Origin of the sequence: Gordonia hydrophobica NBRC 16057 (genome assembly GCF_001592365.1) — a bacterium.
Lineage (GTDB): Bacteria > Actinomycetota > Actinomycetes > Mycobacteriales > Mycobacteriaceae > Gordonia > Gordonia hydrophobica.
On record NZ_BCWU01000009.1, the window covers coordinates 64411 to 89612 of the forward strand.

Here is a 25202-nt window from a genome sequence, read left to right on the forward strand (position 1 = left end):
CGACCGTGACCGACCCCCACTACCTGTCTGACCGCTACGAACTCGGCGATACGCTGGGGTTCGGCGGGATGTCGGAGGTGCAGTTCGCCCGCGACCTACTGCTGCACCGCGACGTCGCGATCAAGATCCTGCGCCCCGACCTGGCCCGTGATCCGATGTTCTACCTGCGGTTCCACCGCGAGGCGAAGAACGCGGCGAAGCTCAATCACCCGACGATTGTCCAGGTCTTCGACACCGGTGAGGCCGAGACCGACGAGGGTCCGCTGCCGTTCATCGTGATGGAGTACGTCGAGGGCGAGACGCTCCGCGACATCCTCCGCGCGTCGGAGTCCGGGCACATCGCTCAGAAGCAGGCGATGACATGGATGGCCGACGTGGCCGCCGCCATGGACTTCTCGCACCGGAACAACATCGTGCACCGCGATATGAAGCCGGCCAACGTGATGATCGACCGCACGGGCGCGGTCAAGGTGATGGACTTCGGCATCGCCCGCGCCTTGGACGACACGTCGGCGACGATGACGCAGACCTCGGCGGTGATGGGCACCGCGCAGTACCTGTCGCCGGAGCAGGCGCGCGGCATCAAGGTGGATCCGCGCTCCGACATCTACTCGATGGGCTGTGTGCTGTTCGAGTTGGTCACCGGCGAACCGCCGTTCACCGGCGACTCGCCGATCGCCGTCGCCCACCAGCACGTCCACGAGGATCCGCGCAGGCCGTCGTCGATCCGCCCGGAGATCACCCCGGAGCTGGACTCGGTGATCATGCAGGCGATGAGCAAGAACCCGGCCAATCGCTATCAGACGGCGGCCGATTTCCGCGCCGACCTGATTAAGGTTCTCGCCGGCGGCAAACCGTCGGCGCCCATGCTGCTGACCGACGAGGAGCAGACCGCGCTGATCGACGCACCCCGGGTGTCGGTCCGCGACGAGTCGATGCCCAGTCGACGCCATGCGCGCTCGGCCGACGACGGCGAGTCGGAGGTCCCACCCGGTCGCGGCATCTTCCGCAATCGTCGAACCCTCGTCGCAGTCGCCATCGCCGCGATCCTGGTCCTTCTGATCGGGCTGTTCTCGTGGTCGCCGTGGTCGTCGTCCGCGCCGCTCATCGCCGTGCCCAAAGTCGCCGGGCTGGCGGCCGACGCCGCGCAGGCCAATCTGGAGCAGGCGGGCTTCGCGGTGAAGCAGACCAACGAGCCCAGCACCGACATCGCCGAGGGGCTCGCGACCCGCACCGCGCCGGGCGACGACGTCCCCACGCCGAAGGGCTCGGAGGTCACGCTCTACATCTCGTCCGGCCCGCAACGACAGTCGGTGCCGGACCTGCGCGGCAAGTCGCCCTCGGATGCCAGCAAGCAGTTGAACGTCCTCGGCTTCACCGAGGTGAAGACCGAAGACACCGAGTCGACGATGAAGCTCAAGGGCAAGGTGGTCCGCACCAATCCGCGCACCGGCCAGTCCGCCCCGGTGAACTCTCGGGTGATCCTCTACGTCGGCACCGGTCCCCGCGAGGTGACTCTGCCGGACGTGCGCGGCCAGACCGAGGAGGAGGCCAAGGCGGCGCTCACCGGGCTCGACCTCGAGATGACGACCGTGGCCGTCGACTCCGAGATGCCCGCCGGTCAGGTGGTCAGCACGTCGCCGGAGCCGGGAACGTCGATCGAGGTCGGCAGCATCGTGCAGGTGCAGATCTCGCGCGGCAACCTGTTCGTGGTGCCGAATCTGCGCGGGATGACCCTCGCCGAGGCACAGTCGGCGCTGGAGGACGCGGGCTGGGAGGCCACCACCCTGACCCAGCGCGAGCGCGGTGTGGGCCTCACCAGCAAGGACGACGGCAAGGTCCTCGCACAGAGTCCCACCGCAGGCAGCAAACTGCGCAAGACGGCGTCGGTCGACGTCGTGATCGGCCGCGCGAGCCTGATCCCGGGTTAGCCGGGTCAGCCGCCACGGGCGATGAACGCCCTAGGCGTCGACCTTCGCCCGGGCTCAGAGTCTGAGCGAAGGTCGACGCTCAGGGCGTTTGTGCGTCGGTGGTGCCCAGGGCAGCGGCAGCCTTGGCCTCCAGCTCGGCGACCGTGGCCTCCGGGACATCGAAGCCGCAGACGCCCAGCCAGTTGGCGAGCATCCGGTGACCGCCCTGCGTGAGAACGCTCTCGGGGTGGAACTGCACGCTGTGGATCGGCAGCTCGCGGTGGCGCATCGCCATGACGATGCCGTTCTCGGTTCGACCGGTCACGACGAGCTCGTCCGGAATGCTCTCCGGGGCCACGGTCAGCGAGTGGTAGCGGGTCGCGACGAACGGTTGCGGCAGTCCCGCGAGGACGCCGGTGCCGTCGTGCTCGACGAGCGAGGTCTTGCCGTGCAGGAGTTCGGGCGCACGGGTGACGGTGCCGCCGAAGACTTCGCCGATGGCCTGATGGCCCAGGCAGACGCCCAGCAGCGGAGTGCCCGCCTGCGCGGCCGCCCGGATGATCGGTTCGGTGGCTCCCGCGCGGTCCGGGGTGCCCGGGCCGGGGCTCAACAGGATTCCGTCGAACTGGCCGACCACCGCGTCGAGGTCGGCCAACTGCGCGTCGTCGTTGCGCCAGACGACGGCGTCCACACCGAGCTGTCCGAGGTACTGGACGAGGTTGTAGACGAAGCTGTCGTAATTGTCGATGACGAGGATGCGCACGTCGTCCAGATTAACGGGTTCCCCTCCTGGGCCTCGACTCAGTTACCGTAGGGATATGCCTAAGTCAAAAGTCCGGAAGAAGACCGACTACACCATCAACACCGCGAATCGCACGCCGGTGAAGGTGAAGGCCGGTCCGTCCGGGGTGTTCTACCAGTCCGTCATGTTCGGGCTGATGCTGCTCGGCCTGATCTGGCTCATGGTGTACTACCTCGGCGCGTCCACCAACAAGTACTCCGCACTGGACTGGATGAGTGCTCTGGGTCCCTGGAACATGCTCATCGGATTCGGCCTCATGGTGGCCGGCCTGTTGATGACCATGGGGTGGCGCTGACCCTCGATTGATCGGCGGATCGTTCTGTGGTGAGTGATGGACTCGTGACTTACATGTGTGTAATTCATCCCCAGTGTGGATAACCCCTGTGGATAACTCCGACTCGGCTGTGCATGACCAGTGGGCGACGCCGCTTCCCGCGGCAATCGCCCTGCTCGGCGTCGGCATCGCACTCGCCGCGGCCGCGGCCGCGTCGTACACCGATCCGCCCGCGGCGTTCTTCATCGGCATCGCAGCACTAGCCGCAGCCGTCGTCGGCGTGATCTCCCTGGTCCGACGACCACGATTGGCGCTGGTCGCCGGACCCGCCCTGATCGTCAAGACGGTGCGCGGCACGCGCCGTCTGACGGTCGACGACGTCGAGCAGGTATCGCTCCTGCACAGCCGACGGCTCGTCGGCCGCACGCGACAGTTGATCATCGATCTACCCGACGACCGCCTGTTGGTGTTCGGCCGCTGGGACCTGGGCGAAGAACCGACCGTCGTGGTCGAGAAGCTGCAACGCGCGGGCTTTCCCGCCGACGTGGGCTAGATGATTTAGAGGCTCGCCTCCACCGCGAACGAGGTGCCGATGACGAGGGCGATCACCGCGAGCGCCGTCAGCCCGTACCAGCCGATCTTCGTCACCTGCTGTGCGGTCTGGCGTTCGGGCGGCAGGATCTTGACCGGCAGCCAGATCACGGCGGCGGCAGCGGCGGCGCCGAAGACCAATCCACCGAGGTGTCCGAGGAGCGAGATCCCCGGGATGCTGATCGAGAGCACCACGTTGATGACGATCACGGCGATGACCGTGGTCGCCGGAAGTTTCAGGCGCAGGATGACGATCAACAGGGCACCGAGAAGACCGTAGATGGCGCCCGAGGCGCCTGCGGTGACCTTCAGCCCGGGTTCCAGCGCCATCACCGCCGCGCTGCCGCCGAGCAGCCCGATCACGTACACCGCGAGGTAGCGGCCGCGGCCGAAGAGACGTTCCAGGTCCGCGCCGATGACGTACAGCGAGAACATGTTGACCGCCAGATGGATCACCGACCAGTGCAGGAAGCCGGAGGTCACCAGCCGCCAGTACTCGTTCTCGAACCCGCCGCCGCTGATGAGCGCGCCCTGCTGCATGATCGCCGAGCGCCCGAGATTCGTGAAACCGCCTGCCTGCAGGACCACGGCGCCGAACACGAGCACGTTGATCGCGATGAGGACATAGGTGACGTACGGCTTGGCATGTCCCGCGACGTCGATGGTCGGGGCAGCCGCATTGACGCGGGCGGACGCCGACGACTCACCCACGCAGTCGAGGCAGTGCTGCCCGACCGACGCCGAGCGCAGACAGTCCGGACAGGCCGACCGCCCGCAGCGTGTGCAAGACAGCGCTGTCGGGCGGTCGGGGTGCCGGTAGCAGGTGGCGGTCAACTCAGCTGAGCTCGACGCTCTCGATGACGACGGCGTCGACCGGGCGATCGGTGCGATCGGTGGCGGTGGTCGCGATCGCGTCGACGACGGCCTGCGAAGCCGCGTCCTTGACCTCACCGAAGATGGTGTGGCGACGGTTCAGGTGCGGGGTGGCGCCGACGGTGATGAAGAACTGCGAGCCGTTGGTGCCGGGGCCGGCGTTCGCCATGGCCAGCAGGTACGGGCGGTCGAACTGCAGTTCCGGATGGAACTCGTCCTTGAACTGGTAGCCGGGGCCGCCGCGACCGGTGCCGGTCGGGTCGCCGCCCTGGATCATGAAGCCGTTGATGACGCGGTGGAACACGGCGCCGTCGTAGAACGGACCGCTGGCCTCGCCCTTCGCGTTCTTGGTGGAGTACTCCTTGGAACCGTCTGCCAGGCCGACGAAGTTCTCGACGGTGACCGGCGCGTGATTGCCGAAGAGTTCGATGATGATGTCGCCGCGATTGGTGTGCAGGGTCGCGGTCTTGTTCTGCTCACTCACACCGTCCATGAAACCATGTCCGGCCGCCTGGCCGCCTGCACTGGCGTCGTCCCCGTCCCGCCTGGCACGCTTGGTGGATGCCGAACAAACTTCTGGTGGTTCTCGCGTCCGCGCTCGTCGTGCTGGTGGCCGGCCTCGCCGTGGTGCTGCGACGGTCACGGACTGCTCATCCGCCGGTGTCGCCGACCGTTCCCCGCATCGAAGACGTGCGTGGCCTCACCAACGACTCCGCTTCTGCGGGTAATTTGTAGGCGTGAGCACTGACGAACCCCGCGAGCAGAGTCCGACGCGACCGCACGGTCCCGGGGCTCTGCCGCCCGAGCAGCCCTCACCCCAGCGATCCGGTCGAGCGGCCGCTCCCTGGGAGAAGGCGCCGTCGGCGCCCAATTCGGCACCCCCGGTGAGGCCGTCGACGCACTCGGTCCCGCCGGTGCCTCCGGTTCCGCCGCAGCCCACCCATCGGGGCAGCGGTCCCGGACCGGCGCACCCGGTTCCTGCGCCGAGCCGACCGCAGCCGTCGACTCCCCCGTCTCCGCGCGGCGCGTCCCCGAACGTTCCGTCCCCGAGTACCCCGCCTCCCAGTAGCCCGTCTCCCACTACCCGCCCGCCGAGCACTCCCGCCCCGGGCAACCAGGCCGCGACCACACCGCCATCGCAGGCGGCGACGCCCCGACCGAACACTCCCGGTCCGCGCCCGGCAGGCGGCTCGCCGACGACCGCCGACAGCGCGTCCAAGGCGCCCCTCGCCTACTCGGCGGTCGACAGCGCCGCCGCACCCGCCCGGCCCGCGCCCGGCGCCGCAGCCCCCGCGGCGTCCTCTTCGTCTCCCTCCCTCACCAAGGATTCCAAGCCAGTGGCTTCTGCTACCGCGAGCTCCGCACCCGCCAAACGCCTCAGCGTGAACGCGATCATCGCCTTCGTCCTCTCGGCCATCGGCCTGCTGTTCCCGTTCGGCCTGTGGCTCGGTTACCGCACCCGTGCGCGCATCGACAAGGGCAACGGCGAGTACGGCCGCGAGTTCGCCACGGCAGCGATCATCATCGGCTGGCTGTGGTTGACGTTCTTCGTGCTCGGACTGCTCGCCTACCTGTGGATCTTGATCTGAAACCGCAGGTCAAACCACTTCGGAACCCGAATCGAAACAAGTTCTGAAGTCCCGTCCACCGCCGATGTAGCTTGGAGGGTGTCCGCGCCCTGCGGGGCGGTGCGCACCTCACGGAACGAGCGAAAATGACAGATTTGACCAAGTTCTACATCAACGGCCAGTGGGTGGACCCGGCGGGAGAACTCACCGTCCTCGACGTCATCAACCCGGCCACCGAACAACCCGCGGGCACCGTCGCGCTCGGTACCAGCGCCGACGTCGACGCCGCGGTGATCGCTGCGCGCCACGCCTTCGAAGGGTGGTCGATGTCCACGGTCGACGACCGGATCGCGTTGATCGGCGCCATCCTCGCCGAGTACCAGAACCGTGCGGCCGACCTCGCCGAAGCGGTCACCACCGAGATGGGCGCCCCCGCCGGACTCGCGAGCGCCGCCCAGGTTCCGATCGGCATGGCCCACCTGGCGACGGCCGCCGAGTCCCTGAAGACCTTCTCGTTCGCCGAAGACCGCGGCACGTCACGCATCGTCAAGGAGCCGATCGGCGTCTGCGGCTTCATCACCCCCTGGAACTGGCCGCTGAATCAGGTGATGTGCAAGGTCGCGCCCGCACTCGCCACCGGCTGCACCATGATCCTCAAGCCGAGCGAGGTGGCGCCGTTCTCGGCCGCGATCGTCGCCGAGATCTTCGACGCCGCCGGCGTGCCCGCCGGTGTCTTCAACCTCGTCAACGGCGACGGCGCGGGCGTCGGCACCGCACTGTCGGCGCACCCGGACATCGACCTCATCTCGTTCACCGGATCCACGCGGGCAGGCATCGAGGTCGCCAAGACCGCGGCGCCGACCGTCAAGCGCGTCGCCCAGGAACTCGGCGGCAAGAGCCCCAACATCCTGCTCGACGACGCGTCGCTGGCCAAGAACGTCGCGGCGGGCGTCGGCGCGATGATGGTGAACTCCGGGCAGTCGTGCAACGCTCCCAGCCGGATGCTGGTGCCGTCGCACCGGCTCGACGAGGTCGCCGAGGCGGCCACCGAGGCGGCAGCGGCGCTCACCGTCGGTGATCCCACCACCAGTGTGCGGCTGGGTCCCGTGGTGTCCGCGCCGCAGTTCGAGAAGATCCAGGGACTGATCGAACGCGCCATCGCCGACGGCGCCAAGCCGATCGTCGGCGGCGCCGGACGCCCCGACGGCCTCGACGCCGGCTACTACGTGAAGCCGACCGTGTTCACCAACGTCACCAACGACATGGAGATCGCGCGCACCGAGGTCTTCGGCCCTGTCCTGGTCGTCATCGGCTACGACTCGGTCGACGAGGCGATCAAGATCGGCAACGACACCGAGTACGGGCTGGCGGGCTACGTCTCCGGTGAGGACCAGGAGGAGGTGCGCCGCGTCGCGGCCAAACTCCGCGCCGGCACCATCACGCTGAACTCGGCGGCCATTGATCCGTTGGCGCCGTTCGGCGGCTACAAGCGCAGCGGCAACGGTCGCGAGTGGAGCGACTACGCATTCAACGAATTCCTCGAGGTGAAGTCGGTCCTCGGCTACGGCGCCTGACCGAACACACCTGACCGACACGAGAGGCGGAGCGCAGCGACGTCGCTGCGCTCCGCTGTCGCGTCAACGGTTCTGCACCACCATCACCGGGCTCTGTGCAACGTGCAGGAGCGCCTGGCTGGTGGATCCGAGAGTGAGGCCACGGAATCCGCCACGACCTCGCGTGCCGACCACCACCAGCTGCGCCGTCTCCGACAGCACGCTCAGATGCTCGGCCGGCGGCTCGGTGGTGAGGTCGATGGTGACCTCGACGTCGGGCAGTCGCTCGCTGTGCCCGGCGATGCGGGTGGCGACAGCGATCTCGGCGTTCCCGCGCAGGTTCTCCAGAACCTGCCCGGAGTAGCCGTGGAACACCTCGTCGGTGAAACCGCCGTACCCGTGCACCACCGTGAGCGACGTCTTCATGGTCGACGCCGCGTCGAAGGCCCGTTCCAGGGCGGCGTCGGCCGACGGTGACCCGTCGAATCCGACGACGACGGGTCCGGTGGTGCGGTCTCCGCCGGCCGGGACGACGACAGTCGGGCAGTCGCCGTGGGCGGCGACATCGGTGCTCACCGAGCCGAGAAGCAGGCCGCGCACACCGCCGAGCCCGCGGCGTCCGACGACGAGCATGTGCGCCCGCGTCGAGACCGCTCGCAGGGCGAGCGCGGGTTTGCCCTCGATCACCCGGGTCTCGACCGGAACATTCGCCGTCCGGACCGCCACCTGCGCCGCCACCGAGACCGCCGTCTCGGCCTTCTGTCTGGCGGCCAGCATCGCGTCTTCGTCGGACTGCAGAGACAGCGGACCGAACGGCATGGCGACCGGCGGAACCACGGACACCACGTCCAGTCGACGCTGAAGTCGTTGGGCGGCGGCCGCCGCCCACTGCACCGCCTCCAACGCCTGGTCCGATCCGTCGACGGCGACCGACACTGCCGAATGAACCGTCATCTCCACGACCCTTTCCGTAGCGCCCCCGGCACCCTCCACGGTGCCATCGACGGTGCCCGATCGGGCCGTATTGACCGAAGTCGACGACCGTTCGTTATCCGGTCAGAGGTATCCGGCGCGAAGTTCTTCCGGCGACAGCGGCGACAGCAGCCCGGGTGCGACGTCGTACACGGTCTTGGCGCCCACGTCGCCGGCACGATTCATCCGGACCGCGGCCCGCGCGTACGCGACGAGCACGCTGGCGGTGAACTCCGGATTCGACTCCAGCGCCAGGCTGTATTCGACGACCTGCTTGGTCCCCGCGGACGTGGTGCCGCTGCGGATCACGAAGCCGCCGTGCGGCATGCCCTGGTGATCACGGGCCAGTTCCTCCGCGCTGATGAAGTGCACCGTGGTGTCGTACGGCTCGAAGTAGTCGGGCATGCCGACGATCTCCGCGCGCACCGTGTCGGCGTCGGCGCCGTCCTCCAGAACGACGAAGCACTCGCGCGTGTGCCGCTCGCGCGTGGAGAGGTCGGGGTTCTCCCCCGCCCGCACCCGATCGATCGCCGCCTCCGACGGCAGCGTGTACTGCACGCCCGCGGCCACGCCCGCGACGCGTCGGACCGCATCGGAGTGGCCCTGGCTGAGGCCGCGGCCCCAGAACGTGTACGTGGAGCCCTGCGCCAGGATCGCTTCGCCGAACACCCGGTTCAGGGAGAACAGGCCCGGATCCCAGCCGGTCGAGATGACCGCGGTGGTGCCGCCCTGCTGCGCGGCCGCGTCGACGGCAGCGAAGTGCTCGGGGATGCGCGCATGGTTGTCGTAGCTGTCGACGATGCTGTAGCGCGCCGCCTGGGCGGGACTCTGTTCGGGCAGATCGCTGCGGGAGCCGCCGCAGAGGATGAGGACGTCGATGTCGTCGCGATCGCGGTCTAAGTCCGACATCGGGTACGCCCGGGTGCTCTGCCCGACCGTCTCGACGGTCTCCGGGTCACGACGGGTGAAGACGCCGACGAGTTCCATGTCGGGGTTGAGGCCGATCGCGGTCTCGACGCCGCGGCCGAGGTTTCCGTATCCGACGATGCCGATGCGGATCCGTGTGGTCACGTGATCATCCTTTTCAGGTTGTCCTTTTTCGACCGTTCCGGCCGATCGTGCCCCGAGTGTATCGACCGTCGACCGCGGGTCCGGAGCCGCGGACCGGCCCGCGATACGATCAGCGGACTGTCGTCAGTGCCACGGGGGTCGCCATGCCGGTCATCGGTCTCATCATCTTCGCGATGTGGGTGGTGGCGTTGATCGACGTCATCCTCGCCGAGGAGTATCGGGTGCGTCAGCTCCCGAAGCTCGCCTGGGTCTTCATCGTCATCCTGCTCCCGCTGATCGGCTCGGTGATCTGGTTCATCGTCGGCCGCCCGGAGGGTCCGCCGTCGACGCCTGGGCCGCGGCCGACCGGCGTCGGCGAGCAGAGGCGCCCGGCGCCCGCCGAGCCGCCGGAGTACCGCGCCGCCGTCGCCGCCCGGGAGGACGAGGAGTACCGGCGCCGAGTCCGGGAACGGGCCGAGCAACAGCGACGGAAGGCGCGTGAAGCCGGCGAGGGAGAGGCCGGAGACACGGACGCTTCCGGCGGTCGATGACCGGTGCGGGCAGTGACCTCCCCGCACCGGCCGCCACCGCGGTGGCCGCTATCCTGGTGACAGAACGTCACATCCGGTGGCGCCGGCCGTCCGCTGTGGTCTTTGTGCAGAGCCCGGGACTGTCCCGCCGGTCAGTAGAGGAATCAGAATGTCCGAGACCCGTACCCGCCTCCCCATCGTCGACCTGTCACTTCTCGACGGCGATCAGGCCGATGCCGACGCCTTCCGTGCGTCGCTGCGGTCCGCGACGCACGAGTTCGGCTTCTTCTATCTCGTCGGCCACGGCATCGACCGCGACGTTCGGGACCGGCTCTTCGCGACCGCCCGCGAGTTCTTCGCTCTGCCGGACGCAGACAAGTTCAGCATCGAGATGCTCGCCAGCCCGCAGTTCCGCGGCTACACCCGCTTCGGCGGCGAATACACCGACGGCGCGATCGACTGGCGCGAACAGATCGACCTCGCCGCCGAGTACGAGCCCCTCGGCGACGATCCCGCCTACCTTCGCCTGGACGGACCCAATGCGTGGCCGGAAGCGCTGCCCGCGCTCCGCGAGGTGATCGTCGACTGGCAGCGGCGGTGCAACGAGATCGGTCTGCGTCTGATGCGCGAGTGGGCGGTCAGCCTCGGCGCACCGTCGGACGTGTTCGACGAGGCGTTCGCCCAGCGCCCGTCCACCTTGCTGAAGGTGGTCCGCTACCCCGGCCGCGATGAGTCCGAGGACCAGCAGGGCGTCGGCGCGCACAAGGATCCGGGCGTCCTCACCCTTCTCCTCGTCGAACCCGGCAAGGGCGGTCTCCAGGTGGACCACGACGGCGAGTGGATCGACGCGCCGCCTGTGGACGACGCGTTCGTGGTCAACATCGGTGAGCTCCTGGAGTTCGCCACCGACGGCTACCTCAAGGCGACGCTGCATCGCGTCGTGTCCCCGTCTGCGGGCTCAGAACGACTGTCGGTGCCGTTCTTCTTCAACCCGGCGCTGTCGTCGACGATGCCGCAGATCACGCTTCCGCCCGAGTTGGCCGCGCAGGCGCCCGGTGTCACCCAGGACCCCGACAACGTCATCTCCGGGACCTTCGGTGAGAACATGTTGAAGGCCCGCCTGCGCGCGCACCCCGACGTCGCCGCACGCCACCACGCCGACCTGCTCGGCTGAGCCGGTCGGCGCCTCGGCCGACGGGCGTCAGGACGGTCGGTCGCTGCGAATCCTGTTGCGCCGCAACAGCCAGATCGCAGCAGCTGCCACCACCACGACCAGCACGACGCCCCCGGCGACCAGATAGCCGCTCATCGACGACGACTGCGTCTCGCTGTCATCGCGTACCGAGCCCTCACCGGTCCCCGGAGAAGTGACCGTGAAGGTCGCACTCCCAGTGACACGGTGTCCGTCCTCCGACATCTGGCGATACTCCACTCGGTACTTCCCGGCCGGGCCGGTGGGAGCCACGTGGACGGTCACCGACGCACCCTCGGCTCGATCACGACCCGCCAGGTACGACCGCCCGTCCGGACCCACCACATCGACTTCGAAGTAGTCGTCGGCCACCGGTTCGGAGAAGGTCAACACGACCGTCGACGGTCCGCTCTGCACCGTCGCACCGTCGGCGGGCACGCTCGACACCAGCCACGAATGCGCACTCGCCGGCGACGCGGGCACGATCAGAAGCAGTGCGAGGACCGCCAAGACGCCGACGGTCGGCGCGCCCACCAGGCGCACCGACCGTCCAACACTCCACCGTCGCATGACTAGGCGCCGGTCCGGCTGCCGCCACTGCGGATGAACGCCGCCACTCCGATCAGCGCACCCAGGGCACCGAGGACGATCGCGGTGATCGCCAGGCCGTCGACGCCGCCGTCGGCATCGCTGTCGGCATCATCGGCCGTCAGCTCGACGGTCGGTGCCGGCCGCTCGGGCTCCGCGTCGCCCGTCGACGGCTCATCCCACTTGACGACCTTGCCGTCGCTGTAGGTCTGCGTGGCAGGGAACATCAACTGATCCGTCTCCGGAAGCCGTCCCATGGACAGCGGGAAGTCTTGGTACTGGCCCGGCGCGATCCCCGCATTGCCCTGGTCAGCCGTCCAGATCACCGACGAGACGACCTCGTCGATCGACTTGCCGTGGTTGTCCACAGGCTTGTCGAGTTTGGTCTTCGTCACCTGCGCCGACCATCCGGGAACGGCGGTGGTGCGCACCGATGTCAGCGGATGTTCGGTCGGAATCGAGATCTCCACCCGCGTGGTCGACGCCGTGTCCGACTCATTCGGCACCCGGAAGGTGACGACCGCATACCCGCCCTGCTTCGCCTCACCAGGCTGAGCGGTCACATGCGCCGAGGCCGCCCCCACGCCGATCATCGACGCCGCAACCGTCAGGAACAGTGCTGCCGCCAGCACCAGAATTCGCTTGATAGAGCCGGACATCGCCAGCCTCCTCGTCGTAGTATCAACGGCGAGTGCTCTCGGCCGCTGTTCCGATCGATTCTGGGTCTCGCCCTCGGCTTCGTCAACGGAGCAGAATGCCCAAGCCTGTGCATTCGCGCACAACGCGGGGAGGCTTTCCCTATTTACTGACCTGGGGTTTCTCGGTACATTTCCATCCACTACAACGTCAGTACTGGACGAACACTGGGGCCGAAATGACACTGATGCGACCACCCGCCGAGGACTCGACGCCCGAGCAGCGATCTGAGCCGGCCGCCGCTGCGCCCGGCACGCCCTTGGTGACCGCAGGCTGGATCGTGCTCTCGTGCTTCGTCGCCCTCATCGTTGCGTTTCTGATCGCAGCGAACCCGGTGACCCCGACGAATGCCGGCTTGGCGATCGGTCGATCGGTGACCTTCACCTCGTTCACCCTGCTCACCGGCGCATGCCTGATTCCAACGCTGCTCGCCGGACGCGGAGCGGCCCTCGGCTCAGCGCGCGTGATGGCCAGATGGTTCGCGTTGGCGGGGTCGTTGGCTGCGGGCTTCTATCTGAGCATGCTGACCGTCGACGCCGATCCCAGCGGGCAGGCCTCCATCGCCAACATCGTCCGATTCACCAGCAAGTTCAGCCTCGGCGCGGCCACCGCCGCCGGCTGTCTCTTCGGCACACTGTACGTCGTCATGGACGTGCTGGCGGCGGCGCGCAACAGTGCGGCACCGTGGCGCGGACATCTGGGCATCGTCGTCGCGATCGGCGCGCTGGCGCCGATCACTCTCTCCGGACACGCATCGCATTCGTCGTTCAGCTTCGCCGAAGTCATGGTGTTCGCCATGATCGGTCACGTCTTCGCGGCCATGTGCTGGGTCGGTGGCCTGGTCGCACTCTCGGCGCTCGCCATGTCCCGGCCTCACCTGCTGGCGACGGCCTTGCCACGATTCTCGGTGATCGCAGCGATCTGCGTTGCCGTCGTGGCTGCCACCGGCCTGCTCGACGGATGGCTCATCCTCATCAATCACGGCCAGTCCATCGGCGCCATCGTCACGACCCGCTACGGCGTCCTTCTGCTCGCCAAACTCGTTCTGCTCGGCTTGATCGGCGTATCGGCGACGCAGCTCCGCTACCGCTTGCTGCCGCACCTCGCCGACGTCTCGCGTGCGCACGTCCTTCGTTGGCTGTGTTTCGAAGCGATTGTCATGGCCCTCGCATTCGGCGTCGCCGGGGTCCTCGCGACGAGCACCCCGAACTGACGCTGAGTGGCCTTGCGTCCTGCGCCGCGGTGCTGATCAGGCCGTCTCAGCCGATCCACACGGTCTTGATGTTGCAGAATTCGCGTATCCCGTGAGCCGACAGTTCGCGGCCGGTCCCTGATCGCCGAACGCCACCGAACGGCAGCTCGGGGTACGAGACGGTCATGCCGTTGATGAAGACGCCGCCCGCGTCGAGGTCGGCGACGAACCGATCGATCTCGGCCGCATCGGTCGTCCAGGCGTTGGAGCCGAGCCCGAACGACGTGGCGTTCGCGATCGTCACCGCCTCGTCGATGTCCGCGGCTCGATACAGGCCGGCGACGGGACCGAACACCTCCTCGGTGTACATCCGCGCCGCCGGGGTGATCGCGGAGACCACCGTCGCCGGGTAGTACCAGCCCGCCCCGTCGGGACGTGCTCCCCCGCAGAGGATCTCGGCCCCGTTGGCCACCGCGTCGGCGACGAGTTCCTCGACGTCAGCGCGTCCCTGTTCGGTGGCGAGCGGACCGATGTCGGTAGCCGGATCGGTCGGGTCACCGACCGTGAGCGCACTCATCGCCTCGACGAACTCGGTCGCGAACTCGTCGTAGACGTCGGTGTGCACGATGAAGCGCTTGGCGGCGATGCACGACTGTCCGTTGTTCTGGACGCGCGCGGTGACCGCCGTCTTCACCGCCGCATCGAGATCGGCCGACGGCATGACGATGAACGGATCGCTGCCGCCGAGTTCGAGCACCGTGTGCTTCACCTCGTCGCCGGCGATCGCGGCGACCGCCCGGCCCGCGGGTTCGCTTCCGGTCAGCGTCGCGGCCGCCACCCGGGGATCGCGGAGGACCGATTCCACCGCACCCGACCCGATCAGCAACGTCTGGAAGGCGCCGTCGGGGAAGCCGCCACGACTGATGACATCAGCGAGGTAGAGCGCCGACTGCGGAACATTGGACGCGTGCTTGAGCAGGCCCACGTTGCCCGCCATCAATGCGGGTGCGGCGAAGCGGACCGCCTGCCAGAGCGGGAAGTTCCACGGCATGATCGCCAGCACCACGCCGAGTGGCTGGTAGCGCGCGAACGCCTGGCTCGCGTTCACCGCACCGGCGTCCGCGTGCTCGTCGGCCAGCATCTCCTCTGCGTTGTCGGCATAGAACCGAAAGCCCGTGGCGCACTTCAGGGCTTCGGCTTTCGCCGACGCGAGCGTCTTCCCCATCTCCAGCGTCATCATCGCGGCCACGTCGTCGGCCTCGGCCTCGAGCAGATCCGCCGTCACGTGCATCCATGCGGCGCGTTGCGCGAACGTCGTCGTCCGATACGTGCGTGCGGTGTCGGCGGCGCGGGCGATGGCGCGTTCGATCTCGTCTGCGGTCGCCGACTGGAAGGTCTTGACGGTTTCACCGGTGGCGGGGTTGATGGTCGCGATCACGGGAAGCACCTCTCACATGCGGACGTCGATGCTCTCGAGTCTGCCACTCGGACGGGACGTTCCGCGCGTGAGTCGGCGCTCGACCATCGTCGGGATGCATGCCGACGACACAACGCTCGGCTGGAGACATCCAGCCGAGCGTTGTGTCTGATCGACTCGCGGCACTCACCTCCGCGAGTGATCAGCGAACCGCGTCCGAAGAGACGGCGACCGCCGCGTGATGATGGTGTTCGCCACCGGACTGCCCACCGAGGAACAGCACGGCGACGGCAGCCAGCGCGAGCGCCACACCGATGGGACGCACCAGTCGATCGCCCCACGGCGCAGCCTTCTCGACGAGCATGATCAGGGCCAGCACGCCCATGGTCACCAGGTGCGCGGTGCCGAAGAAGACCATCACCAGCATCAGCGCCCAGCAGCATCCGAAGCAGTGCTTGCCGTGTCGGGCGCCGAGCATGAAGCTGGGCCCGGGTTTGGTGCTCTTGAAGTGCTGCATCATGAACGACAGCGGGGTACGGCAGGCCTTGAGGCAGGCGTCCTTGAGCGGTGTGAGCTGCCAGAGCGCCGCCGCGGCGAGGGCCGCCGCCGGAACCACCTGCCAGTGTTCGCCGAGCCACGTCCAGGTCTCACCGATCCACGCGACGCCGAGACTGAACAGGAACGCGGCGATGCCGGCCGCCGACCAGACCGCGAGGTATCCGCCGATGAATGATGCGTATGAGCGCTTCCATCGGGGCCCTCGCTTGGCCGTGGCGGCGAACATCGTCATCATCGCGATAGACGAAGGCAGCATCATCGCCACCGTCATGACGATCCACGACACCGCGGTGAGCACCAGCGCGACCCACAGGGCCATTCCACCGGAGCCGACGTCGGCGGTCAGCGCGTGGCTGTGTCCGCCGATCGCGGCGAGGGTGGCGAAGGTGCCTCCGGACGTATTCGGTGCAACCAGGCTCGCGACGATCGTCAGGATCCAGGCGAAGCCTGCCAGTCCGAAGAGCCCGACGAGTATCGGCCGACGCTTGTCCCGATCCGCAGCATCTGCTGCTCCGGTCCGGACGGTAGCCGTGACCTTGGGATCAGCGGTCGCTGTCCCGGTCGAATGACAGGCGGCGTGCGCATCCGGCGGCTCGGGTGCCGATTCGCCAATGCTGCCGTTGATCAGATTGCTGACCACAGTTTCCTCCTTGCCACGATACTCATCGGGCTCTCAATTCGGGCTCTCAGTACTGACGCAGGGTCACGCGGGGACGCAACCCGGCACGTACGGCGGGTTGTCGGTGGTGTCCGAGCTCCACAGGAACTCGGAGTGTGCAGCGTGCTTGCCGGTGAACTTCCGGAGGTCCGGGTCGGTCCACTGAGATCCGTCGCCGCGCGCGACCACGAAGCGGTGGATGCTCGCCGGTGCGAGCAGCGGCGGGTCCATCACTGCGACGTCGTTGCCGCGGTGATCGCGGATGGTCTCGGCGACGATCGTTCCGCGGTCGCCGACCGTGATGGTGCGCTTGTCACCGTCCTGCTGGACGTCGATCGGCAGGTACTCCGTGTCGTACCACTTCTTGACGATCCCGGAGAAGACCTGCCAGACACCGCCGGCCTCGCCGTGGAAGATGGGGTCGAGCGCCGTGCGCTGTTCCGGCGTCGCCTTGTCCGAGATGTACAGGCGCGCTTCGGCGTTGCCGCCTTCGAAGGTGCCGGGCAGGTTGACCGCCCACACGACGGGAAGGTCGGTGATCTCGATGCCGTCGATCTCACCCTTGGTGATGTGGAAACAGAACGCCACATCGCAGTATCCCTGAGTCGGCGGCTGCGACGGGTCAAGGTTGCAGATACAGGTGATGTCACAGGTGCAGGACTCAGTCCACACACCTTGGAGCTTCCATTCGGACATTGCGCCTCCTCATTCGGCTGGTTGAACGTCGTCGGATCTCGGGTACATCGTCGTGATGCACGGTCTGATCCGTGACGTACACCACGCTAGAAGGGGGTGACAAAGGAGACAACGGCCATCGAGGCCCGGTCATGTGCGTGAACGCACAATGCCGACCACATTCCTGGAATTCACTGTGCCAGTGCGTATCTGCCTGAGGCACACGCCCAGAGAGCAGGCCGCCAGGACGGCGAGAACCACCAGCGGAAGCGATCCGCCCACACTCTGCTCGATGGTCGCCATCAACACCGGCAGTCCGAATCCCAGATAGGTGAAGACGTAGAAGATGCCCGTCACCATCCCCCGTGCGGTCGGCGGCGTGTGCAGTTCGACGTTGATCAGTCCTTCACGTAGGCACAGGCCGTACGCCGCACCGAGCATCAAGGAAGCGGCGACGAACATCCCGATCGAGGGATGTGGGCCCGCGACGGCCGCCGCACCGAAACCGAGGACGGCGAGACCGATCCCGGCGATCCCCGCGTACGCGCCCCAGTCGAGACGACGCGCGATCATCTGGATCACCAGACCGCCACCCAGGGCGAGGAGCGACGCCACACCCGGCACCATCGGACCACCGAAGCGGTCCGTCATTCGGGCCGCGAGAACGACGATCGACGCGGTCACCGTCGAGAACACCCAGATCGCCAGTGGCAGCGACGTGCGCAGCGCCAATCCGACTCCGGCCGCGTCCTGGTGCCGACTGCGGTCGTCCGCCGCGACGTCGGCCTGCGGAATCGGCGCCGACGTCGTCCACACCACGCCCGCTGCGACCGCCAATTCCGACAACCCGGCCGAGACGGCGAAGGACACGTACTCCGCGGACGAGGGGAACGTCGACGCCACGATGGCCGACACGAAGGGGCCCACCGCGAATCCGGAGGTCAGGACCGCGCCGGCGAGCACGGCGCCCTTCTTGCCCGCGACCTCGGCCGTCCACGCGGTGCCGGCACTCACCGCCAGACCCACTCCCAAGCCAACGACGAAACGACCGACGAAGACCCCGAGCTCCACATGCCAGAAGATCATGACGAAGTTGCCCAAGCCCGCTGTGGCCGCGCCGATCAACACGACGATGCGTCGTCCGACCCGATCCGACACACTTCCGCCTCCGAGAAGACACGGCAGGAGCCCGAGCGCATATACGCCGAATGCGCCGTCCAGGGCAGCCCGCGACATGTCCTCGGTGTTCTGAAGGATCGGGAGGACCGCTGCGAAATGATTGGCGCCCCATCCCGAGGCGAACAGCAGCAACAGAATCGCAGGCAGTCGCGAACCGACCTGCTGCGCCGGCAGTTCGACATCCCTCGGCGTTGTCGAAGTCATCGTGCTCCTTCCGGAGTTCTTCTTGGATACAAGCTCTTGTATCCAAGTTATCGTGGGGATGTCGATCCCGATCCTGCGATGATGCACACGGCTCTGCACAATTGCCCTGATCGACGCGCTAGGTGTCGGATCAACTCGTTGCCACCATGGAGCGATGCCCGCAGGCGATCAACCCGCGAGCGAGCCCCTCGTCCGCCGCGTCGGCCGGCTCGTTCGGCTACCTCAGACCAGCAGCACCACGTGGCACATCCTTCAGTGCTCAGTCGCCGCAGGCATCGCTTGGTTGGTGGCGACGGAGCTGTTGCACCACGACCTTCCGTACTTCGCACCGGTGACGGCAACGGTCGGCCTCGGCGTCAGTTTCGACCGCCGCCTACGACGCGTCGTCGAAGTGTGTGCCGGGGTGACTGTCGGCGTGGTCATCGCGAGCGTGGTCAGTCTCGCCGTCGGTACCGGACCGATCCAGGTGACGGCGATGGTCGCCGCCGCCATGGCGCTGACCCTGCGGTGGGGCGGCGGGCCGACCCTCGCCTTGCAGGCGTGCACCCAGGCAATCGCTGTCAGCACCTTGACCGGAGCCGACGGCGCCGTGCTCGATCACTGGATCGATGCGGGGGTCGGCGGGGTCGTCGCACTCGGCATCGCCGTCCTCCGTCCGCCGAATCCGATCTCACTCGTGCGGGTGCAGATCGCCCGCTACCTCGAATCGGTCGCCGCGGTGGTCTCCGACTGCGGTGCCCTCGTCGCCGCACCCTCGCCGGAGGCGGTACCCCGGATCGACAACACGGCGAACGATCTCAGTGACGCGTACAGTGAGCTCGCCGAGGCCGCGACCGAGTCCGTGGCGAGCGCACGCCAGCCGCCCACGTACAAAGCGATGCGGGAATCTGCGGCACGTGTCGCCTCGATGATGGACGCACTCGACGAGGTCACCCGAAGCACGCAGCACATGGTTCGACTGACGACGACCAGCGTGCGTCGCGACCAATCACCCGACCCCGCATGGGGCTCGTTGTACCGGGACCTCGCGACGTCGTTGCGCACGATCGCAGCGCGGATTCAGAGCAGCGGCGACCTGGAGCAATTTCGCACAGGCCTGGTTGCGGTTGCACATCAGACTCTTGATGTGGATCGTCGACACAGCGCCCCGGTGGCAGTGGCGGCATTGGTCAGCATACGCTCGCTCGTCATCGACGCATTGATCCTCACCGGGTGCACCGAACGCGAGGCACTCCGACTGGTTCCGGGCATGCCGACGTGACCCGCCCTTGAGAATCGGTCGGCATGGCAAGCTCGAAAAGGAACGACGATGACACATCGGACCGTCTCGCGCACGCAGTCGCGTCGGCCGATTTCAGCGAGAGGAAGTCCGGTACCCGTGGAAGCCACCAGCGCAACGCGGCGAGCGTACGACGCCATTCTCGCGAAGATCCTCAACGGCGCCCATGCGCCCGGCACCCTGCTGAGCGAAGTGGTGCTCGGCGCGGAGATCGGATGCAGCCGAACGCCGGTCCGGACCGCCCTGGCACTGTTGCAGGACGAAGGCTGGATCCGCATCCTGCCCAAACGAGGAGCCCTGGTCACAGGCCTGAATGAGGCTCAGATCGCCGATCTCGCCGAAGCCCGATGGGTGCTGGAGACCACCGCGGTCCAGGTGCCGGGACAACGGCCGCCGAGCAAATCGGACGGTGCGATGCGGGAGGTCATCGCCGAGCACCGCGCAGCCCTCGCCGATCGCGATCTGCCGCGGTTCGTCGAATCGACGATCGCCTTCCACCGCGGATTCGTCGAGGCGGGCGGCAACGAGGTTCTCCTCGAGCTGTACGACCGACTGGCCGACCGCCAGCGATTCCTGCTCTACAGTCACGGCACTCGACTGCTGGAACGATCCGCGGACATCATCGCCGAACACGAGGCGCTCAACGACCGGTTTCAGACATCCGATCGAGAGGCGTTCGGCGGTCTGCTTCACCACCACCTCGTCCGGACATACGACACCACCGTGCATGTCGTGGACGGCCGCACCGAGCGACCGGAGGCATGAGAATGGGGGTCCGCACGCCGTTGTAGCCATATCGACTTGATATATGGCTATGCCCGGAACGGCAGTACCGGCAACTCCCGCGCGCTCAGATGCTGTGAAGCATGGACCAAGAAACAGTCAATACCGAACAACGTCCTCCGCAGCCTGTCGCTCAGCCAAAGGCAATCGGAGCCGTGCGCGGAGTGGTACCTGGACTCGCGCTGTGCGGAGTCGGGACTGCGTTGGCCATCGGCATCAACAAGCTGGTGCCGACCGTCAGCCCGCTCCTCATCGCGATCGTCCTCGGTGCGGTCCTGGCGAACACCGTGTCGCTCCCCCAGCAACTCTCGCCGGGACTGCAGTTCTCGGCGAAGAAGCTCCTCCGTCTCGGTGTCGCCCTCCTCGGGCTGCAGCTCGTGCTCAGTGACGTTCTGCAACTCGGCTGGGGCATCCTCGGCGTGGTCGTCGTGATCGTCGTACTCGGGATCATCGGCACCGTGCTCGTCGGCAAATGGATGGGCATCGCCGTCGGGCAGCGGATTCTGATCGCCTGCGGATTCTCGATCTGCGGTGCAGCAGCAGTGGCCGCCGCTGACGGCGTCGTGAAGGCCAAGGACGAAGAAGTGGCGACCGCCGTCGCCCTGGTGGTCCTCTTCGGCACTCTGATGATCCCCATCGTGCCGCTGATCTCCAGCGGCATCGGGCTCTCTGAAGAGAACGCCGGTCTGTGGGCAGGCGGTTCCATCCACGAGGTCGCCCAGGTCGTGGCCGCCGGCGGGGCCATCGGCAGCACCGCACTCGCCGTCGCCGTGGTCGTGAAACTGGCCCGCGTGATGATGCTCGCGCCGGTGATGGCCGTCCTCGGTCTGATGCAACGTCGGCGTACGCCGAATGGCGATGCAGGCAAACTTCCGCCGCTGGTGCCGTTGTTCGTCATCGGATTCATCGCATGTGTCGCGCTGCGCTCGTCCGGCATCGTGCCCGACAGCCTCGTCTCCATCGGCAAGACCCTGCAATTGATCTTGCTGACGGCCGCCATGTTCGCCCTCGGCATCGGCGTCAAGATCTCGATGCTGCGGCGCGTGGGCCTGTGGCCGTTCGCGCTCGCCGCGGTGTCCACCGTCTGGGTCGCCGCCATCGCGTTGGTCGGCGTGCTCCTCGTCGCCTGATCTCCAGAACGGTGTGCAGACTCGCCCTGCGAGTCTGCACACCGTTCTGACGTCGGCCCCCTGAACTCTTTGATCGACACCGCATCGTCAGGTCCACACCAACGCGGTCCGTTCCCCTCCGCCGTCTCCCAGTCCGGCCCATGAGCGTGTGCAGGAGTGCACATCAGTGGGAGGTTCTGATTGTTGTTTCCCCAAGCGGGATCATCGATTGTGGTTTCAAGCACACTGCTTGTCAGCCCGCTCGCCTCACGTCGGCGCCGCGGGGTCGTCTATTCACCAAAGGAGTGATCATGGCTGACGATTACATCTTCGATCTCGGGTCCTACAGCCGACCAATCACCACCTCTTCGGCCGACGCCCAGCGTTGGTTCGACCGTGGGCTGAACTGGATCTGGGCGTACAACCACGAGGAAGCCGGCGTCTGTTTCAAGAACGCTCTCGAACACGACCCCGACTGCGCAATGGCGTACTGGGGCCTCGCGTACATCGCCGGCCCGAACTACAACCGGCCGTGGGAACGCATCGAGGAGACCGACGTGCTCGGGTTGCTGCCGGAATGCCGTCGCAACCTGCGGGCTGCGGGTGCGCTGTCCGACCGGCTCACCGATGTCGAGAGGGACCTCATTCAGGCTCTCGAGGTGCGTTACCAGGACGACGCTCCGCCGGAGGACCTCTACAAGTGGAGCGCTGAGTACACCGTCGCCATGCGCGAGGTCTACGCAAAGCACTCCGACGACATGGACGTCTCAGGGCTGTTCGCCGAGGCCATGATGAACCGCAACCCGTGGAACATGTGGAGTCTGGAGACGGGCGCAGCCACCGAGGGATCCAACGCCGACGAATGTCGAACCGTCCTCGAAGCGGCCATCGAGAAGAACCGCGCCGCAGGCCGCGATCCCCATCCCGGTGTCTGGCACCTCTACATCCACCTCATGGAGATGTCGAAGACGCCGGAGGCGGCCCTGCGCGTCGGCGACGAGATCCGGCATCTGGTGCCCGACTCCGGACATCTCGCGCACATGCCGACCCACATCGACATCCAGTGCGGCTACTACCAGGACGTCGTCGACTCGAATCACATCGGTATCGAGAAGGACGTCAAGTACTGGGAGTACGCGGGCGCCCTGAACTTCTACTCGAACTACCGGGTGCACAACTACCACTTCAAGCTCTACGGCGCGATGTTCCTCGGTCAGTTCGATCCGGCGATCGAAGCGGCGACGACGATGCACGAGACGATCCCCGATGCGCTCATCCGGATGGAAGATCCGCCGATGGCCGACTGGCAGGAGGCGTACATGTCGATCGGCACGCACGCGCTCGTCCGATTCGGCAAGTGGCAGGAGCTGATCGATGATCCGCTCCCCGAGGATCAGGACCTGTACCTGATGACGACCGCGATGAACTACTACGGCAAGGGCATCGCGTACGCAGCACTGAAGCAGCACGACAACGCACTGCGTGCGCAGCAGCAGTTCGAGGAGGCGGCCGCCAAGGTGCCGCCGACGAGAATCCTTCACGTGGTGCCGTGCCCGGACATCCTCGGCGTTGCCCGCGAGATGCTGGCAGGCGAGATCGCTTACCATCACGGCGATTACGACGAAGCGTTCGCGCACCTTCGGCAGGCCGTGGCCAACGAGGACTCCCTCCCGTTCGACGAGCCGTGGGGATGGATGATGCCGAGCCGTCACGCTCTCGGCGCCCTCTTGCTGGAGCAGGGTCACGCCGAGGAGGCGGCACACGCCTACGAGACCGACCTCGGACTCAATGAGGACGTGATCCGGCAGAATCGCCACCCGAACAACGTCTGGGCGCTCCTCGGCCTGCACCGGTGCTACGAGGCCCTCGGCCGCACCGACGAGGCCAGGGCGATCAAGCCACAGCTCGACATCGCTCTGGCGCGCGCCGACAAGTCGATACAGACGTCGTGCTTCTGCGCCGTGACGACCGGTCCGGCCACCGTATCGGCCGGACAGAAGAGCTGCTGCCACTGACTCATCCGTTCACTGAACGGCGCCGGCATCCGACGATGCCGGCGCAGTTCGTTTTTCACCCGCTTCCATCACCCAACGAAAACAAGGACGTCGCTCCATGAAGACCTTCACGAACACCGGAACACACGACGGATCACCGCCTGCGGCCGCTGCTGCGGCGGGCACGACCGGCACTCAGGTGACCAAGAAGCAGACCCGCACCGCTGTCGCTTCGGCGACCATCGGCACCACGATCGAGTGGTACGACTTCTTCCTGTACGCCACCGCAGCCGGGCTGGTCTTCAATCACCTGTACTTTCCGCAGGACAATCCGGCTCTGGCGCTGATCCTCTCGTACTCGACCTTCTTCGTGGCCTACATCGCCCGCCCACTCGGTGGAATCCTGTTCGGACACCTCGGCGACCGCATCGGGCGCAAGAAGACGCTGGTCGCCACGATGTACATCATGGGAGTGGCCACGTTCCTCATCGGAGCCATTCCCACGTACGACCAGATCGGCATCTGGGCGCCGATCCTGCTGACCGTTCTCCGTCTGGCTCAGGGTCTGGCCATCGGCGGTGAGTGGGGCGGAGCCGTCTTGCTCAGCGTCGAGTACGCGCCGAAGAACCGCCGCGGGCTGTTCGGCAGCTTCCCCCAGATGGGCCTCGCCCTCGGGCTGTTCCTCGGCACCGGAGCGTTCACCTTGTTGAGCACCCTGATGTCCGACGGAGCGTTCCTCTCGTACGGATGGCGGCTCGCGTTCTTCGTCAGCGTCCTGCTCGTCGTCGTCGGCGTCATCCTCCGGTCGAAGATCGCCGAGACTCCGAGCTTCCAGGCGGCCCAGGCGGGCATGGCAGGCCTGGAACAGGACATCCCGCTGAAAGAACTGCTCTCGCATCGCGTTTCGCGCAGGCACCTGCTTCTCGGCATGGGGACCAGGTATGCCGAGGGCGTCGCGTACAGCGTGTGGGCGGTCTTCATCATCGCGTACGCGACGAGTTCGTTGGACTTCACGCAGACCGAGGTGCTGGTGTCACTCATGATCTCCGCACTGGTGCTCGTCGTGTTCGTCCCCTTCTGGGGCCGGGTGTCCGACTCGATTCCTCGCCGTGTGGTCTATTCGGCGGGAACGGTGGCCTTCGCCGTGTTCCTGTACCCGGCCTTCTGGCTGCTCCACACCGGATCTTGGGTTGCGCTGACCGCTGTCCTCGTCGTCGCGCTCGGCATCATCTATCCCATGCTCTACGGACCGGTCGCCGCGTTCTACTCCGAACTCTTCCCGCCGACCACCCGGTACAGCGGCATCTCGATCGTCTACCAGCTGTCCGGCATCATCTCGGTCGGGCCCACGCCGGTCATCCTCACCTGGCTCGACGGTGCCTTCGGTGTCGCCGTGGCGCTCGGTTACGTGATCGTCACCTGTCTGGTGACCCTGGTGTCCATCTGGTGCATCCGGGCCAAGGACATGGACGCGATCAGAGACGCCGAGAACGATCTGCACGTCGTCGACTGAATCCAGTGCAGAGCAGAGACGGCCGCAGCGTGTGGATCACGC

General features: G+C 67.0%; 25 protein-coding genes. 14 read left to right on the forward strand and 11 right to left on the reverse strand.

Annotated features, from left to right (window positions below):
- Window positions 1-5 precede the first annotated feature (5 nt).
- Window positions 6-1931: a Stk1 family PASTA domain-containing Ser/Thr kinase gene (gene pknB, locus GH2_RS15365; RefSeq protein ID WP_066169775.1), complete on the forward strand. Its 1926-nt coding sequence runs from the start codon at window positions 6-8 to the stop codon at window positions 1929-1931.
- Between the two features lie 79 nt (window positions 1932-2010).
- Here pknB and GH2_RS15370 read toward each other — a convergent pair whose 3' ends face one another.
- Window positions 2011-2673: an aminodeoxychorismate/anthranilate synthase component II gene (locus GH2_RS15370; RefSeq protein ID WP_066169778.1), complete on the reverse strand. Its 663-nt coding sequence runs from the start codon at window positions 2671-2673 to the stop codon at window positions 2011-2013.
- A gap of 55 nt (window positions 2674-2728) precedes the next feature.
- Between GH2_RS15370 and crgA the strand changes: the two genes are divergently transcribed.
- Both crgA and GH2_RS15380 read left to right on the forward strand, forming a co-directional pair.
- The gene (crgA, locus tag GH2_RS15375; RefSeq protein WP_066169780.1) at window positions 2729-3007 is read left to right on the forward strand and encodes a cell division protein CrgA; all 279 of its coding nucleotides are present in this window, start codon (window positions 2729-2731) and stop codon (window positions 3005-3007) included.
- Window positions 3008-3095: 88 nt separating this feature from the next.
- Window positions 3096-3539 carry a PH domain-containing protein gene (locus GH2_RS15380; protein ID WP_066169785.1) on the forward strand — a complete coding sequence of 148 codons (444 nt, stop codon included), beginning with the start codon at window positions 3096-3098 and terminating at the stop codon, window positions 3537-3539.
- Window positions 3540-3544: 5 nt separating this feature from the next.
- On the opposite strand, the gene GH2_RS15385 is transcribed toward GH2_RS15380, so the two are convergent.
- Window positions 3545-4288 (reverse strand): rhomboid family intramembrane serine protease, encoded by a 744-nt coding sequence (locus tag GH2_RS15385; RefSeq protein ID WP_066169789.1) that lies wholly within the window; start codon window positions 4286-4288, stop codon window positions 3545-3547.
- A 124-nt stretch (window positions 4289-4412) separates the two neighbouring features.
- Window positions 4413-4943, reverse strand: a complete 531-nt coding sequence (locus tag GH2_RS15390) for a peptidylprolyl isomerase (protein ID WP_066169792.1) — start codon at window positions 4941-4943, stop codon at window positions 4413-4415.
- 68 nt (window positions 4944-5011) lie between these two features.
- On the opposite strand from GH2_RS15390, the gene GH2_RS21785 reads away from it, so the two are divergent.
- The 3 genes from GH2_RS21785 to GH2_RS15400 all read left to right on the forward strand — a co-directional run bounded on the left by GH2_RS21785 (window position 5012) and on the right by GH2_RS15400 (window position 7592).
- A complete protein-coding gene (locus GH2_RS21785; protein WP_169802467.1) occupies window positions 5012-5185 on the forward strand; it encodes a hypothetical protein in 174 nt (57 codons plus the stop codon).
- Between the two features lie 602 nt (window positions 5186-5787).
- Window positions 5788-6039 (forward strand): DUF4190 domain-containing protein, encoded by a 252-nt coding sequence (locus tag GH2_RS15395; protein ID WP_157086111.1) that lies wholly within the window; start codon window positions 5788-5790, stop codon window positions 6037-6039.
- Window positions 6040-6164: 125 nt separating this feature from the next.
- The gene (locus GH2_RS15400) at window positions 6165-7592 is read left to right on the forward strand and encodes an aldehyde dehydrogenase family protein (protein ID WP_066169798.1); all 1428 of its coding nucleotides are present in this window, start codon (window positions 6165-6167) and stop codon (window positions 7590-7592) included.
- 63 nt (window positions 7593-7655) lie between these two features.
- On the opposite strand, the gene GH2_RS15405 is transcribed toward GH2_RS15400, so the two are convergent.
- The gene (locus tag GH2_RS15405) at window positions 7656-8525 is read right to left on the reverse strand and encodes a universal stress protein (protein ID WP_066170164.1); all 870 of its coding nucleotides are present in this window, start codon (window positions 8523-8525) and stop codon (window positions 7656-7658) included.
- A 102-nt stretch (window positions 8526-8627) separates the two neighbouring features.
- Complete coding sequence (locus GH2_RS15410) at window positions 8628-9614, reverse strand: diaminopimelate dehydrogenase (protein ID WP_066169801.1); 987 nt, start codon at window positions 9612-9614, stop codon at window positions 8628-8630.
- A gap of 143 nt (window positions 9615-9757) precedes the next feature.
- On the opposite strand from GH2_RS15410, the gene GH2_RS15415 reads away from it, so the two are divergent.
- Together GH2_RS15415 and GH2_RS15420 are read left to right on the forward strand one after the other, a co-directional pair.
- Window positions 9758-10144, forward strand: coding sequence for a PLD nuclease N-terminal domain-containing protein (locus GH2_RS15415; protein ID WP_066170167.1), 387 nt, complete (start codon window positions 9758-9760; stop codon window positions 10142-10144).
- Window positions 10145-10292: 148 nt separating this feature from the next.
- The gene (locus GH2_RS15420; RefSeq protein ID WP_066169804.1) at window positions 10293-11297 is read left to right on the forward strand and encodes an isopenicillin N synthase family dioxygenase; all 1005 of its coding nucleotides are present in this window, start codon (window positions 10293-10295) and stop codon (window positions 11295-11297) included.
- A gap of 27 nt (window positions 11298-11324) precedes the next feature.
- Here GH2_RS15420 and GH2_RS15425 read toward each other — a convergent pair whose 3' ends face one another.
- Complete coding sequence (locus tag GH2_RS15425; RefSeq protein ID WP_066169807.1) at window positions 11325-11858, reverse strand: copper resistance CopC family protein; 534 nt, start codon at window positions 11856-11858, stop codon at window positions 11325-11327.
- 29 nt (window positions 11859-11887) lie between these two features.
- The gene (locus tag GH2_RS15430) at window positions 11888-12562 is read right to left on the reverse strand and encodes a YcnI family copper-binding membrane protein (RefSeq protein WP_066169809.1); all 675 of its coding nucleotides are present in this window, start codon (window positions 12560-12562) and stop codon (window positions 11888-11890) included.
- Window positions 12563-12777: 215 nt separating this feature from the next.
- Here GH2_RS15430 and GH2_RS15435 point away from each other — a divergent pair, with 215 nt between their 5' ends.
- Window positions 12778-13812 (forward strand): CopD family protein, encoded by a 1035-nt coding sequence (locus GH2_RS15435; protein WP_066169812.1) that lies wholly within the window; start codon window positions 12778-12780, stop codon window positions 13810-13812.
- A gap of 46 nt (window positions 13813-13858) precedes the next feature.
- On the opposite strand, the gene GH2_RS15440 is transcribed toward GH2_RS15435, so the two are convergent.
- The 4 genes from GH2_RS15440 to GH2_RS15455 form a co-directional block, all read right to left on the reverse strand.
- Window positions 13859-15229 (reverse strand): NADP-dependent succinic semialdehyde dehydrogenase, encoded by a 1371-nt coding sequence (locus tag GH2_RS15440; protein ID WP_372434587.1) that lies wholly within the window; start codon window positions 15227-15229, stop codon window positions 13859-13861.
- 181 nt (window positions 15230-15410) lie between these two features.
- Window positions 15411-16406 carry a DUF2182 domain-containing protein gene (locus tag GH2_RS15445; protein WP_066169817.1) on the reverse strand — a complete coding sequence of 332 codons (996 nt, stop codon included), beginning with the start codon at window positions 16404-16406 and terminating at the stop codon, window positions 15411-15413.
- Window positions 16407-16469: 63 nt separating this feature from the next.
- Window positions 16470-17120, reverse strand: coding sequence for a DUF1326 domain-containing protein (locus GH2_RS15450; RefSeq protein WP_084247537.1), 651 nt, complete (start codon window positions 17118-17120; stop codon window positions 16470-16472).
- Window positions 17121-17249: 129 nt separating this feature from the next.
- Window positions 17250-18482 carry an MFS transporter gene (locus GH2_RS15455; protein ID WP_066169822.1) on the reverse strand — a complete coding sequence of 411 codons (1233 nt, stop codon included), beginning with the start codon at window positions 18480-18482 and terminating at the stop codon, window positions 17250-17252.
- Window positions 18483-18636: 154 nt separating this feature from the next.
- On the opposite strand from GH2_RS15455, the gene GH2_RS15460 reads away from it, so the two are divergent.
- The 5 genes from GH2_RS15460 (at window position 18637) to GH2_RS15480 (ending at window position 25160) form a co-directional block, all read left to right on the forward strand.
- On the forward strand, window positions 18637-19743 hold the full coding sequence (locus GH2_RS15460; RefSeq protein WP_066169827.1) for an FUSC family protein: 1107 nt from the start codon (window positions 18637-18639) through the stop codon (window positions 19741-19743).
- A gap of 117 nt (window positions 19744-19860) precedes the next feature.
- Window positions 19861-20526 (forward strand): GntR family transcriptional regulator, encoded by a 666-nt coding sequence (locus GH2_RS15465; RefSeq protein WP_066169830.1) that lies wholly within the window; start codon window positions 19861-19863, stop codon window positions 20524-20526.
- Between the two features lie 101 nt (window positions 20527-20627).
- Window positions 20628-21674, forward strand: coding sequence for a YeiH family protein (locus GH2_RS15470; RefSeq protein ID WP_066169835.1), 1047 nt, complete (start codon window positions 20628-20630; stop codon window positions 21672-21674).
- 290 nt (window positions 21675-21964) lie between these two features.
- Window positions 21965-23668 (forward strand): tetratricopeptide repeat protein, encoded by a 1704-nt coding sequence (locus tag GH2_RS15475; RefSeq protein WP_066170170.1) that lies wholly within the window; start codon window positions 21965-21967, stop codon window positions 23666-23668.
- Between the two features lie 97 nt (window positions 23669-23765).
- Complete coding sequence (locus tag GH2_RS15480; RefSeq protein WP_084247539.1) at window positions 23766-25160, forward strand: MFS transporter; 1395 nt, start codon at window positions 23766-23768, stop codon at window positions 25158-25160.
- Window positions 25161-25202 lie beyond the last annotated feature (42 nt).